Source organism: Celeribacter baekdonensis, from assembly GCF_900102315.1.
In the GTDB taxonomy this organism is placed as follows: domain Bacteria; phylum Pseudomonadota; class Alphaproteobacteria; order Rhodobacterales; family Rhodobacteraceae; genus Celeribacter; species Celeribacter baekdonensis.
Map to the genome: position 1 here is coordinate 697145 of NZ_FNBL01000001.1, position 12199 is coordinate 709343.

At 58.3% G+C, this 12199-nt stretch carries 12 protein-coding genes; 1 reads left to right on the plus strand and 11 read right to left on the minus strand.

Annotated features, from left to right (window positions below; translation table 11 throughout):
* Positions 1-8 precede the first annotated feature (8 nt).
* The 6 genes from BLT54_RS03490 to mgtE form a co-directional block, all read right to left on the minus strand.
* A complete protein-coding gene (locus BLT54_RS03490; protein ID WP_074641058.1) occupies positions 9-749 on the minus strand; it encodes a YebC/PmpR family DNA-binding transcriptional regulator in 741 nt (246 codons plus the stop codon).
* 125 nt (positions 750-874) lie between these two features.
* A complete protein-coding gene (locus tag BLT54_RS03495; RefSeq protein ID WP_074641060.1) occupies positions 875-2656 on the minus strand; it encodes an SLC13 family permease in 1782 nt (593 codons plus the stop codon).
* A gap of 129 nt (positions 2657-2785) precedes the next feature.
* On the minus strand, positions 2786-3598 hold the full coding sequence (locus BLT54_RS03500; RefSeq protein ID WP_074641062.1) for a TIGR00282 family metallophosphoesterase: 813 nt from the start codon (positions 3596-3598) through the stop codon (positions 2786-2788).
* Positions 3599-3689: 91 nt separating this feature from the next.
* The gene (locus tag BLT54_RS03505) at positions 3690-4460 is read right to left on the minus strand and encodes an HpcH/HpaI aldolase family protein (protein ID WP_074641064.1); all 771 of its coding nucleotides are present in this window, start codon (positions 4458-4460) and stop codon (positions 3690-3692) included.
* Between the two features lie 23 nt (positions 4461-4483).
* Positions 4484-5050 carry a 5-formyltetrahydrofolate cyclo-ligase gene (locus tag BLT54_RS03510; protein WP_074641066.1) on the minus strand — a complete coding sequence of 189 codons (567 nt, stop codon included), beginning with the start codon at positions 5048-5050 and terminating at the stop codon, positions 4484-4486.
* The gene (gene mgtE, locus BLT54_RS03515; protein ID WP_074641068.1) at positions 5047-6447 is read right to left on the minus strand and encodes a magnesium transporter; all 1401 of its coding nucleotides are present in this window, start codon (positions 6445-6447) and stop codon (positions 5047-5049) included. The genes BLT54_RS03510 and mgtE overlap by 4 nt, the downstream gene beginning before the upstream one ends.
* Before the next feature lie 137 nt (positions 6448-6584).
* Here mgtE and guaD point away from each other — a divergent pair, with 137 nt between their 5' ends.
* A complete protein-coding gene (gene guaD, locus BLT54_RS03520) occupies positions 6585-7877 on the plus strand; it encodes a guanine deaminase (RefSeq protein WP_074641070.1) in 1293 nt (430 codons plus the stop codon).
* 61 nt (positions 7878-7938) lie between these two features.
* Here the strand turns inward: guaD and BLT54_RS03525 are convergent, their stop codons facing one another.
* The 5 genes from BLT54_RS03525 to BLT54_RS03545 all read right to left on the minus strand — a co-directional run bounded on the left by BLT54_RS03525 (position 7939) and on the right by BLT54_RS03545 (position 11953).
* Entirely contained in the window at positions 7939-8442 is a 504-nt protein-coding gene (locus BLT54_RS03525) for a CAP domain-containing protein (RefSeq protein ID WP_074641072.1), read from the minus strand.
* Positions 8443-8569: 127 nt separating this feature from the next.
* A complete protein-coding gene (locus BLT54_RS03530) occupies positions 8570-9082 on the minus strand; it encodes a CAP domain-containing protein (protein ID WP_074641074.1) in 513 nt (170 codons plus the stop codon).
* Positions 9083-9113: 31 nt separating this feature from the next.
* Positions 9114-10457: an 8-oxoguanine deaminase gene (locus BLT54_RS03535; RefSeq protein WP_074641076.1), complete on the minus strand. Its 1344-nt coding sequence runs from the start codon at positions 10455-10457 to the stop codon at positions 9114-9116.
* A gap of 20 nt (positions 10458-10477) precedes the next feature.
* Complete coding sequence (gene hisN / locus BLT54_RS03540; protein WP_074641079.1) at positions 10478-11305, minus strand: histidinol-phosphatase; 828 nt, start codon at positions 11303-11305, stop codon at positions 10478-10480.
* Positions 11306-11569: 264 nt separating this feature from the next.
* The gene (locus tag BLT54_RS03545; RefSeq protein ID WP_009572860.1) at positions 11570-11953 is read right to left on the minus strand and encodes a helix-turn-helix domain-containing protein; all 384 of its coding nucleotides are present in this window, start codon (positions 11951-11953) and stop codon (positions 11570-11572) included.
* Positions 11954-12199 lie beyond the last annotated feature (246 nt).

Here is a 12199-nt window from a genome sequence, read left to right on the forward strand (position 1 = left end):
GTCAGCAATTAAAGCTGTGCGGCCACATCGTCCGGCACGTCAAAGTTGGCCGTCACCGATTGCACATCATCATCATCTTCGATGGTTTCAACCAAACGCATCAGCTTTTGCGCGGTCTCAAGATCGACCTCAGTGCGGTTCTGCGGTTTCCAGATCAGCTTGGTCTCCTTGGATTCGCCCAAAACGGCCTCCAAAGCGTCAGAGACCGCCGACAGATCGCTGTCCGCCGTGTAGATCCAATGACCGTCTTCGTCCGATTCCACATCCTCAGCACCCGCCTCAATCGCGGCCATCATCACCGTGTCGGCATCGCCCACGGAGGCGTCATAAGTGATCTCGCCCACGCGGTCGAACATGAAGGACACCGAGCCAGAGGTGCCCAAATTGCCACCCGCTTTGGTGAAATAGGAGCGCACGTTGGACGCGGTGCGGTTGACGTTATCGGTCATGGTTTCGACGATAAAGGCGATGCCCGAAGGGCCGTAGCCCTCATAGCGGATTTCATCATAGTTTTCCGCATCGCCGCCCATGGCCTTTTTGATCGCGCGATCAATCACGTCTTTCGGACAAGACGCCGTTTTCGCCGTCTTCACCGCCAGACGCAACCGCGGGTTTTTCTCCGGGTCGGGGTCACCCATTTTCGCCGCCACGGTGATTTCCTTGGCGAGTTTGGAAAACAGTTTGGACCGCACCGCATCCTGGCGCCCTTTACGGTGCTGGATGTTTGCCCATTTAGAATGGCCTGCCATTGAGGCACCTCCGCAAATTCAATTAAGTCAGCATTCGCGCCTCTATAGGCGATCCGCCCCCCGGCCCGCAAGATCACGCGCGGGGATCAATGGGCCGAAAGCGGGCAAATTCAAAAGAATTCGCCCTACATCGGCCAAAGAAACGGGATAACCGCAGAGGCCAGAAGCCCGATGGAGATGTTCAACGGGATACCGATTTTCATATAATCGGTGAATTTATATCCGCCCGGACCGTAAACCATGGTGTTGGTTTGATAGCCAATGGGCGTGGCGAAGGACGCAGACGCCGCCACCATCACCGCCACCACAAGCCCACGCGGGTCAATGCCCATCGAATGCCCAAGGCCAATTGCAATCGGCGTGATCACCACGGCAACCGCATTGTTGGACACCAGTTCGGTCAAAAGCGAGGTCAAAAGATAGATCGACCAGACCACGAAAAACACCGGCAAGCCCTGAAGATGCGGCGTCAGTGCGGTGACGATCAATTGCACCGCACCCGAGGCCTCCAAGGCCGCGCCAATGGCCAGCATCGAAAAGATCATCGCCAAAAGCCGGCCATCGACAAAGGAGAACGCTTCTTCGGCGTCAATGCAGCGCGTGACCAAAACGATGGCCACGGCCACAACAGACAGCATCAGGATCGGAGCCACCCCAAAGGCTGCCAAAAAAACGATGGAGAACATCGCAATCAGCGCGATCGGCGCGTGCGAGCGGTGATAGGCGCGTTCGGTCGGAACCGAGACGTCGCCCATGTCCATATCGGAGGCAAGCCGTTGAATATCGGCGGGCGCGCCTTCGAGCAAAAGCGTATCCCCCACCCGCACCACAAGGTCCTGAATGTTTTGACCCAGGTTTTGATTGCGACGATGTACCGCAAGCGCATAGACACCGTAGCGGCGACGCAGGCGCATCGACGACAGCGACCGACCAACCATTTTACACCCCGGCGTGATCAGCACTTCCATCGTGGTGGTTTCCACCGCCGAAACCTGATCCACGCGTTTGAGCGATTTGTCGCGCTGGAGGCTGAGCAATTCGGTGATCTGCGAGCGCAGCACCACGCGGTCCCCCACCTGAAGCTGAAAGCCGTTCAATTCATGACGATAGGATTTGTCGCCGCGAATGACGTCGATCAACCGCACACCTTCGCGTTTGAACAGTTGCACCCCGGTGACTTCACGCCCGATCAGGTTGCTGTCGGGCGGCACCACGGCTTCGGTGAAAAATTTCATCCTGGCGCGCCCGGAGGACAGCATCGCCGCCAGACTGTCGCGATTTGGCAAAAGATGCCGCCCGATGACCAAAAGATAAAACAGTCCCCAAGCGGTGATGATCAGGCCCAAAATCGAGACCTCGAAAATCGTGAACGGTTCCATGCCTTGTGTCCGCGCCACACCATCGACCAAGAGGTTGGTCGAGGTGCCCAAAAGCGTGATCGTCCCGCCCATAATAGCACAATAACTAAGCGGTATCAGTAACTTAGACGGCTGCACCCCGAGCTTGGCCGACAGTTGGATGAACACCGGGATCATCACCACAACCACAGGCGTGTTGGCCACAAAAGCCGACAGGATCACCACCACCAGCAACAGCAAGGCGATGGCCACAGGCGGGTGAGTTTCGGCGTAGCGCCCAGCTTGGCGGGTGAACCATTCCAGAGCGCCGGTGCGCACCATCGCCCCCATGACAATGAACATCGCCGCAATGGTCCAAGGGGCCGGGTTTGAAAGGACCGCGAGGCCTTTATCATAGGGCAAAATGCCCAAAACGATCATCAAGGCCGCGCCCGTTATGGCAACCACTTCGGTTGGAAAAATCTCGCGCACAAACAACACGAACATAACGCCAACCACGACAAGTGCGACCACCGCCTCCGTCATAGGGCTGAATTGAAAAAGCTCCATGCATCCTCGCGCTGAGTGACTATATCCAGCGCAATATGACCTGTAGCTCCCCCGGTTCACAAGCTCGAATAAAGGGCAGTTTCAAAACACTCTTGCGGCCAAGCCACCGAAATCAGAACAATTTTCCCCTTACGGGAGGCTTTGCTCCAACCGCCCGCCTTGGCGGATTTGGCGCACCCGTGTGGCCAACCCGGTTTTGTCATCGGTCTCAACATAAACGCCCGACAAAGTCGCCTCGCCTTTGGCTGGTTCAAACCGACCTTTCGCCATGCCCGTCACAAACCGGCGCAGCGGCTCCGCCTTGTCCATGCCGATCACCGAATTGTAGTCGCCACACATGCCCGCATCGGTCAAATAGGCTGTGCCACCGGGCAAAATCTGCGCATCGCCGGTACAGACATGGGTATGCGTGCCGACAACGACCGAGGCCTTGCCATCGCAAAAATGCCCCATCGCCATTTTCTCAGAGGTGGCTTCGCAATGGACATCAATCAAAGCGGCCTGAATCGAGCCGCCCAGTTTGTGGGTCATAAACACCTGATCTAACGCGGAAAACGGATCATCAAAGGCGCGTTTCATAAACACTTGCCCCAAAACCTGCGCCACCAAAATGCGCCGCCCACGCCGATCTTCAAAAATCCGCACACCACGTCCGGGGGCCGCCTTGGCGAAATTGATCGGCCGAATGATCCGCGTGTCGCGTTCGCAATATTGCATCATGTCTTTTTGGTCAAAAGAATGATCGCCCAGCGTCAAACAATCGACGCCCGCCTCCAACAGCGCCTTGGCATGTTCGCCCGAAAGCCCCATGCCATTGGTCGCGTTTTCGCCATTGACCACGATGAAATCGAGGCCCCAATCGACGCGCAGTTTCGCGATCCGCTCAAGAACAGCTTGGCGTCCGGCACTGCCGACGATGTCTCCGAGAAATAGAATTTTCATGGAAAAAAGGCTTAGGGCCCCGCGCAGCCATTGGCAAGAGATGTGGCAAGAGATGCGCCTTTACCGTGAGCGAAATACTCACATTGCGCGCTCAAATGTCCTGAAAACGTGCCAAACTGGCCCGTGCCGCCGCCATCAACCACGCCGCATCAATGCCAAGCGCCGTAAACCGCGAGCCCGCCGCGATATAGCGCCGCAACGCCGCCTCATCGAGGGTGATGATGCCTGAGGGCATATCAAGCGCCTTGAGCCGGGCAAACCCGTCCAAAACAGCCGCCTCAACCTCGGGTGCCGCCAAATTGCCGGGATATCCCATATCGGCGGCCAGATCGGCCGGACCGATAAAAACCGCATCGACGCCGGGGACAGCCGCGATCTCTTCCAGCGCGTCCATCCCGGCGCGGCTTTCGATTTGCACGATCAGGCACAGCTCACTTGCCGCTTTAGCCACATAGTCAGAAATCGCGCCAAACCGGCTGGCCCGCGTGATGCTATTCATGCCGCGCAGCCCTTCGGGGGCGTAGCGCATCGCCGCCACTGCCGCGCGCGCCGCCTGTGCCGAATGCACCATCGGCACCATCAGCGTCTGCGCGCCTTGATCGAGGTGACGTTTGATCAGCGCCGTGTCATTCTCGGCGATCCGCACAACCGGCGCACAGTCGGGAAAGCCCGAAAGCCCTTGCAGCACCGGCAGCACATCCGCCACCTCCATCGCGCCATGTTCGCTGTCGATCAGCACCCAATCATAGCCCGCAGCGGCCAAAAGTTCGGCCTGTTGCCCGCCCCCCATCGTGTGCCATGCCCCGAATTGTTGACCGCCCTCGCGCAGGCGGCGTTTGAACAGGTTGTGCGGGATTTGCATGGGGGAAGCCTCCAAAACAGGTCTTAAAAGGTTAAAACTTCGCGCTCGGTCACAATCGCATCCAGTGGCGCGTCGGTGCCTTCGACCGGAAGATCCGGTGCCTCTTGCGCGCCATACGCCAGACCGACGGCAAAGACCGACCCCTGCGCGCGCAGTTGCGCCAAGGTCCGATCATAAAACCCACCGCCATAGCCAAGCCGATGGCCATGACGGCTAAACGCCAGCATCGGCACGATCAAAACAGTCGGGGTCACGGGCATGGAGCGTTCCGGGGTCAGTGTCCCAAACGCGCCTTTGACCATCGCCGTATCGGGCGTCCATAGATCAAAGCGCAAAGGCTGGGCCTTGGCTTCGACCACAGGCACCGCGACCGGGCCCGTTCGGGCAAGCGCGGTCATCACGGCACGCGGGTCGATCTCCGTATCAATCGGCAGATAGCCCGCGATCACTTGGCCGCGAAACGGGGTCAAAAAACCCAAAAGCAATTGCGCCGCCTGACTGGCCGCAAGCCCGCCGGTCTTGTGCGCCTTGGCGCGGGCCACCCGCGCCCGCGCGCGCAGAGCCGATTTCAAATCATCCGTTACAGTCACAGAAGAACCACACCCGCCAAACCTAAAAATGCAAAGAAACCAACAACATCCGTCACGGTCGTCACAAAGGCCCCAGAGGCCAGCGCCGGGTCAACCCCGATGCGCTCCAACACGACAGGCACCCCGATCCCGGCCAGTCCCGCGATCACCAGATTGATCACCATTGCCGCACCTATGACGGCGCCCAGCGCAGGAGAGCCAAACCAGGCGACCCCAACGGCCCCCATGATCACCGCGAAGACAATGCCATTGGTCAGCCCGACGAGCACCTCACGACGGATCACCCGCCAGACGTTCGCGCCGGTCAAATCGCGGGTGGCAATCGCACGCACGGCCACGGTCAGTGCCTGTGTGCCCGCATTGCCACCCATCGAGGCCACGATGGGCATCAACACAGCAAGGGCCACAAATTGCGAGATCGTCGCTTCGAATTGCGCAATCACCAAGGACGCCATGATCGCGGTGACAAGGTTGACCGCCAACCACGGCAGGCGTTGTTTCACCGTGTCAAACACCCGGTCGGCCAAAGAGCCTTCACCAACACCGGCGAGACGCATGATGTCCTCTTCGTGCTCTTCGTCCAACACGTTCATCGCGTCATCAATGGTGATCACGCCGACCACCCGGTCGTCCTCGTCCACCACGGGAGCCGCGATCATATGATACTGGTTGAACGCATAGGCCACATCGGTTTCGCTTTCATCGACGCGAAAGGTGCGAAATCCCGGCTCCAAAAGCTCGACCAAAGGTTGCTTGCGCGGTGCCCCAAGGATTTTGCCAAGGGTGACATGGCCCACAGGATGCAGTTTTGGATCAATCAGCACCATGTGGTAGAAATCTTCCGGCAGTTCCTCGGCCTCGCGCATGAAATCAATCGCCTCGCCCACGGTCCAATGCTCCGGGCCCATCACGACCTCGCGCTGCATCAAACGACCGGCGGAGAATTCCGGGTAGGACAGGGATTTTTCGACGGCAACCCGATCAGCATCCTCAAGAGAGGACAGAATCGCCTCTTGCGATTCCTCATCGAGGTCTTCGATCAGGTCGACCACGTCATCGGATTCAAGTTCGCGGACGGCTTCGGCCAACACTTCGGGCCGCAGGACGTGGATCACCTCGTCGCGGATGCCTTCGTCGAGTTCTGAGAGAATATCACCGTCAAACTCAGCACCATAGAGCAGAATCAGCCGCCGCCGGTCAAAGGCGTTGACCTGTTCGAGCAAGTCGGCGATGTCGGCCGCGTGCAGCGGTTCCATCAGTTCAATCAGCTTGGTCCGATTGCCTGTATCGACGGCAAAGAGGATTGAACTGAGCACACGCGCGCTCAGCGAATATCCATCCTCTTCGGCCTCTTCGACCTCCGCCTCTTCGGTGATGTCCTGCTGATCTTCGCTCATATCCTGCCCGCTTGTTCGTCACGGGGGACTTTAAGGCAGCTTGCCCAAGAGAAACAGAGGCAAGATTGATTTACCTCCCTGATCTGCGTGCTTAATCTGTTTCCAACGTTACACGTCTTTTACCAAAGCAGGTTCCCATGGAAACACTCATCGCCGGTCAGGTTGTCCAATTTACAGGCGACCCGTTTGTCATCCCCGCGCAAGAAGCCGTTCAGATTCAGTCAGACGGCGCGATTTTGATCCGGGACGGCAAAGTGGTCTCTGTCGGCGGACGCAATCACATGCGTGCCAAACACCCCGACGCGGTGTTTCATGACCATGGTCCGGGTTTGATTGCGCCCGGATTTATTGACGCCCATGCCCATTATCCGCAAACCGCGATGATCGCGAGTTGGGGCAAGCGGTTGATTGACTGGCTCAACAGCTACACCTTTCCCGAAGAGATGAAATTCGCGGATCGGGCCTATGCCGATGACATTGCCGGGCGCTATCTGGATTTACTTTTGGCCAATGGCACCACCACGGTGACCTCGTTTTGCACCATTCATCCCGGCTCTGTTGAGGCGCTGTTTGAGGCGGCCGAGGCGCGCGGAATGCGGATCGTGGCGGGCAAGACCTGTATGGACCGCGACACCGCACCTTTGGGTCTGCGCGACACCGCCCAATCCGCCTATGACGACAGCAAGGCCTTGTTGGAGCGCTGGCATAAACGCGGGCGCGCCACCTATGCGATCACGCCCCGGTTTTCACCAACCTCGACACCGGAGCAGTTGGAGGCCCTTGGCACATTATGGGCAGAGCACCCGTCCTGTTTGATGCAAACCCATCTGTCCGAGCAATTGGACGAAATCGAATGGGTCAAAGGGCTGTATCCCACTGCGCGCGATTATCTGGACACCTATGAGCAGTTCGGATTGGTCCGCGAAGGGGCGCTTTTTGGTCATGCGATCCATTTGGAACCGCGCGAGATGGATCACCTGCGGGCCAATGATTGTTCGCTGATCCATTGTCCGACCTCGAACACCTTTATCGGTTCGGGCCTGTTTGACATGGGCGCGCGCAAGGCGGAGGGGCAGCGCGTGGGTCTTGCCACCGACACCGGCGGTGGATCGTCGTTTTCAATGCTGCGCACCATGGCCGCCGCTTATGAAATCGGCCAGTTGACCCATACGGCGCTGCACCCGGCACAGCTTTTGTGGCTGGCCACCTATGGCTCGGCTCATGCGTTGCATATGCAAGATCGGATTGGTTCGATTGCGCCGGGGATGGAGGCGGATTTCACGGTGTTGGATCTGGCCTCCACCCCCGCGATTGCCCAGCGCGCGATCCGGGCCGAAACAATTTGGGAAGAGGTGTTTCCGACCATCATGATGGGCGATGACCGCGCGATCATCGCCACCTATGTGATGGGCCACAGGGTCGCGGTTTGAGATCGCGGTTTGACACCGTGGTTTGAGGTCGCGGTTTGAGGTCGCGGCTTGACCTTGGGCCTCAGCGGCAGCCCTTGGCAAACACTGCGACGAATAAATTGTTTGGCCCGATGCCAATGCCGATGTCTTTGACTTGGGTGTTCAAAACAATGCGGCGGTGGCCGTCGGACGTCATCCATCCGGCCATGGCCTGTTCGACGGTTTTCCAACTGTAGGAAAGGGTTTCGCCTGCCAGACAGCTTTGATACCCGGCCTGCAACACGCGCTCGCGCGGCCCAAGCCCCTCAGGCGACGTGTGGCCGAAATAGTTGCGCCGGGTCAGATCGTCCGCATGGGCTTGGGCAGCATGGGTCAACGCTGTGTTCACCTTCAGCTTGGCCAACCCATGCGCTCGTCTTTGGGCATTGATCGCTGCGATCAGCGCGCGGGCGGTCTCCTTTGGCTGCTCCACCGCAATCGTCACCGTCGCCTTTGGCATCGGGCGCACATCCGCCGCATGGGCCATACCGCCCAACCCGCCAACAGCAATCGCAAACACGATCAAACCGCGAATAATGCTCATCATCGCTCTCCCCTTAGAACCTATTGTCTTTTTCAAAGGAAAAAGTGACGGTTTAAGGGCGGATTTTCGGCGCATACTCAACACTCATGTGCAATTTGATTAGGTTTTGAACGGTATCATGCAATGGCGGTCAACATCCTCTCGCAAAGACGGCAACGATGGTCATGTTGTCACTGACGCCAACACCGACGCTCTGCGCCTGCTTGAGCAGGATGTTTTTGCGATGCCCGGAGGAGGTCATCCACCCCATGACGGCCTGTTGGATCGTCGGATACTGCGCCGAGAGGTTTTCGGCCACGAGACAATGGCGATACCCCACCGCCGTCACACGATCACCCACAGAGGACCCGTTTTTGCCCGTGTGGGAAAAGTAATTTTGCGCCACAAGATCATCGGCATGTCGTTGTGCGGCCACCGCCAGCTTGGCATTGAGGGTCAGGGCCGCGCGCCCGTGTTTGGTGCGTTCGGCGTTGATCAGGCTGACCACCTCAGCCCCGGTCACGACACTCCCGCGCAGGGTCTGTATTGCGGCATTTTCGCTCGGCACGGGAGTGACGTGATCGAACCCGGCGCCGGTTTCTGGGCCGCAGGCCGTTAATATCAAGGCCGCGGTGATGGCACAGGCCGTTGTGCGTTGCCTCATGGTCTCGCTCCCTCGTCTTGCACAGGCGTCCTCACCCGTCCATCAACCCCTTCAAAAGCCGCGCCTGTGACGCAAGCGTCGTCTCCATGTTGATTGTGGTGATCCAACTGTCAGACACCACATGCCGACCTTCCACGAACAGATGTTTCACCACCATCGGCCCCGCCAGCAACAGCGCCGCCGGGTCCCAACTGCCGGATGCCTCGACATCGGACATGTCCCAGATTGCAATATCGGCGCGCAGTCCGGGGGCAAGCTGACCAATGTCATCGCGGCCCAAAACCTTGGCCCCGCCGCGCGTTGCAATCTCCAAGGCCTCGCGCGGGCTCATTTTATCGGCACCATAGGTGACACGTTGCAACAACATCGCCATGCGCGCCTCTGCCACCAGATTGCCGATGTCATTCGAGGCCGAGCCATCAACGCCAAGCCCGACATTCACCCCCGCATCGCGCATGGCGCGCACCGGGGCCACGCCAGACCCAAGCCGGCAATTGGAACAGGGGCAATGGGCGACGCCGGTGCCGGTTTTGGCGAAAAGCTCGATCTCGCTCACATCCAGTTTGACGCAATGGGCGTGCCACACATCCGGGCCGGTCCAGCCCAGATCTTCGGCATATTGACCGGGGCGACAGCCGAATTTTTCCAGAGAATAGGCGATGTCTTCGTCGTTTTCGGCCAGATGCGTGTGCATCATCACGCCCTTGTCCCGCGCCAGGATCGCCGCATCGCGCATCAAGTCGCGCGACACCGAAAAAGGCGAACAGGGGGCGACGCCAACCCGGATCATCGCACCGGGATTTGGATCGTGAAACGCGTCAATGACACGGATGCAATCGTTGAGAATATCCTCTTCGCGCTCGACCAAACTGTCGGGCGGCAAGCCCCCGGCGCTTTCGCCAATCGACATGCCCCCGCGCGTGGCGTGAAGCCGCAGGCCGATGGCTTTGGCGGCATCAATCGTATCGTCGAGCCGCGCACCGTTGGGGTAAAGATAGAGGTGATCAGAGGTGGTGGAACAGCCCGAAAGTGCCAATTCCGCCAGACCGACCATGGCCGAAACCCGCATATGGTCGGGGCCGAATTTGGCCCAGATCGGATAGAGCGTTTTGAGCCAGCCAAACAACAGCGCGTCTTGCGCACCGGGCACGGCACGGGTCAGCGTTTGGTAGAGGTGGTGATGCGTGTTGATCAGCCCCGGCGTGACCAGACAGCCCCGACCATCGACGATTTGGGCATCATCGTCATAGAGCCCCTGCCCGACCGCTTCGATCACACCATCGCGGACCAAAATATCGCCGCCTTTGATCTCCTGTCGCCCGTCATCCATGGTGAGAATGACATCGGCATTACGGATCAGAAAACAGCGGTGCATTTTGGAGCCTCAAAGATGGGTCAATAGGTCGACAGTACCGCCAAAGCCGCGTCATGCAACTCTTTGCTGGCCGCGGCCAAAACCCGCCCGCCCTCAAGCACCGGCCTGCCCTGCCAATCGGTGACAATGCCACCTGCGGCTTCGATCACCGCCAATGGCGCAAGAATGTCATAGGATTGCAACCCGGCCTCGACCACCAGATCAATCTGACCCGCGGCCAAAAGCGCGTAGGCATAGCAATCCATGCCGTAGCGGGTGAGCTTGCAGCGCCCGGCCAGATCGTGAAAGGCGTGCCCTTCGACCTCGGAACCGACTTCGGGGAAGGTCGAAAAAATCACCGCCTCATCGAGAGAGACGCCGCGACGCACGCCCAAGGCCCGTGTGCCATGCGGGCCGGTCATTTCAGACAGGCCAAAGCCGCCCACGAACCGCTCGCCGATATAGGGCTGATCAATGATGCCAAACAACGCTTGATCGGCATCGCGCAGCGCGATCAACACGCCCCATGTCGGTGTGCCGGAAATAAATCCACGGGTGCCATCAATCGGGTCCAAGACCCAGGTCAACCCGGATGTGCCCGCTTTGGGGCCGAATTCTTCGCCCATGATCCCGTCTTGCGGGCGGCGGTCCTCGATCAGCGCGCGCATGGCCCGTTCCGACCCCCGGTCGGCCACGGTCACCGGATCAAAGCCCGCGTCTTTTTTGGAGGTTGTATCAAGGGCCGTGCCGCGAAAATATGTGAGCGTCACCTCTCGTGCCACCTCGGCTGCGGCATGGGCCGTGGCGATGATCTCTGCGCGGTCTGTCTCGCTCAGAGGCTGTCCCAATTTGGCTGTGACATCGCTCATCATCTTCTCCTTGGCATCGGGATTAAAGGTTTTTGACTTTAGATTTGAGGCTGTGATCTTGGCGGTAGCCGCTTGGCCAAGTCAGGTCAAGCAACAGGACGCAAAAGCCCGATGACCCAGGGCAAAACCCGCCCCGCTGCCACAAGATAAGGCGTAAAAAAACGGCCCCAATTGCCACTGAGGCAAGGGGGCCGATCATTTGGGGGCTGTCATGAAGGCCACACACACCACTTCGTGTGCACCTGGCTTTGCGCAGATCAAAGCTTAGGCAACGTCGGACAGAACCCGCGCCAGTTCAAACAAACGACGACGTTGGTTTTCTGGGATCGCATAATAAGAGCGCACCAGTTCAAGCGCCTCTTTGTCTGCCAGAATATCGGCGGGAACAGCGTCTTGCGCGGCGACCGCATCTTTCATATCGCGCACATGTGCCTCCATGCCATCAAAGAAAAACGCGACCGGAACCCCAAGAGATTCCGCAATATCCCACAAACGGGATGCGGACACACGGTTCATGCCCGTTTCGTATTTTTGAATTTGCTGGAATTTGATTCCAACTTTTTCTGCAAGCTGTTGCTGCGTCATACCAACCATCCATCGACGATGGCGAATCCGCTTGCCCACGTGGACGTCCACGGGATGTTTCATACTAACCGCTCCTTGTTCGTGCTGCGCGCAATAACCTATGCGTGTATAGCACGTTTCTTAGGCTTGAGCCTTTCGCTCAACCTGTCTTTTTGGATAGGATTGGAAACATACAGATTAAGCCACTGATTATAAAAGACATATAACTATTGACCTTGGTAAAATACCGCTAAATCAGATGATTGTCAGCAAGACACTTACTAAACCTGCGCGTGTTTTTTGATCACTTGTTGCATTTTGCAAATTGCA

What these genes read in the sequence shown, in the direction of transcription:
- BLT54_RS03490 (WP_074641058.1), bottom strand. Translation starts at nt 749, where the DNA reads ATGGCAGGCCATTCTAAATGGGCAAACATCCAGCACCGTAAAGGGCGC.
- BLT54_RS03495 (WP_074641060.1), bottom strand. Translation starts at nt 2,656, where the DNA reads ATGGAGCTTTTTCAATTCAGCCCTATGACGGAGGCGGTGGTCGCACTT.
- BLT54_RS03500 (WP_074641062.1), bottom strand. Translation starts at nt 3,598, where the DNA reads ATGAAAATTCTATTTCTCGGAGACATCGTCGGCAGTGCCGGACGCCAA.
- BLT54_RS03505 (WP_074641064.1), bottom strand. Translation starts at nt 4,460, where the DNA reads ATGCAAATCCCGCACAACCTGTTCAAACGCCGCCTGCGCGAGGGCGGT.
- mgtE (WP_074641068.1), bottom strand. Translation starts at nt 6,447, where the DNA reads ATGAGCGAAGATCAGCAGGACATCACCGAAGAGGCGGAGGTCGAAGAG.
- guaD (WP_074641070.1), top strand. Translation starts at nt 6,585, where the DNA reads ATGGAAACACTCATCGCCGGTCAGGTTGTCCAATTTACAGGCGACCCG.
- BLT54_RS03525 (WP_074641072.1), bottom strand. Translation starts at nt 8,442, where the DNA reads ATGATGAGCATTATTCGCGGTTTGATCGTGTTTGCGATTGCTGTTGGC.
- BLT54_RS03530 (WP_074641074.1), bottom strand. Translation starts at nt 9,082, where the DNA reads ATGAGGCAACGCACAACGGCCTGTGCCATCACCGCGGCCTTGATATTA.
- BLT54_RS03535 (WP_074641076.1), bottom strand. Translation starts at nt 10,457, where the DNA reads ATGCACCGCTGTTTTCTGATCCGTAATGCCGATGTCATTCTCACCATG.
- hisN (WP_074641079.1), bottom strand. Translation starts at nt 11,305, where the DNA reads ATGAGCGATGTCACAGCCAAATTGGGACAGCCTCTGAGCGAGACAGAC.
- BLT54_RS03545 (WP_009572860.1), bottom strand. Translation starts at nt 11,953, where the DNA reads ATGAAACATCCCGTGGACGTCCACGTGGGCAAGCGGATTCGCCATCGT.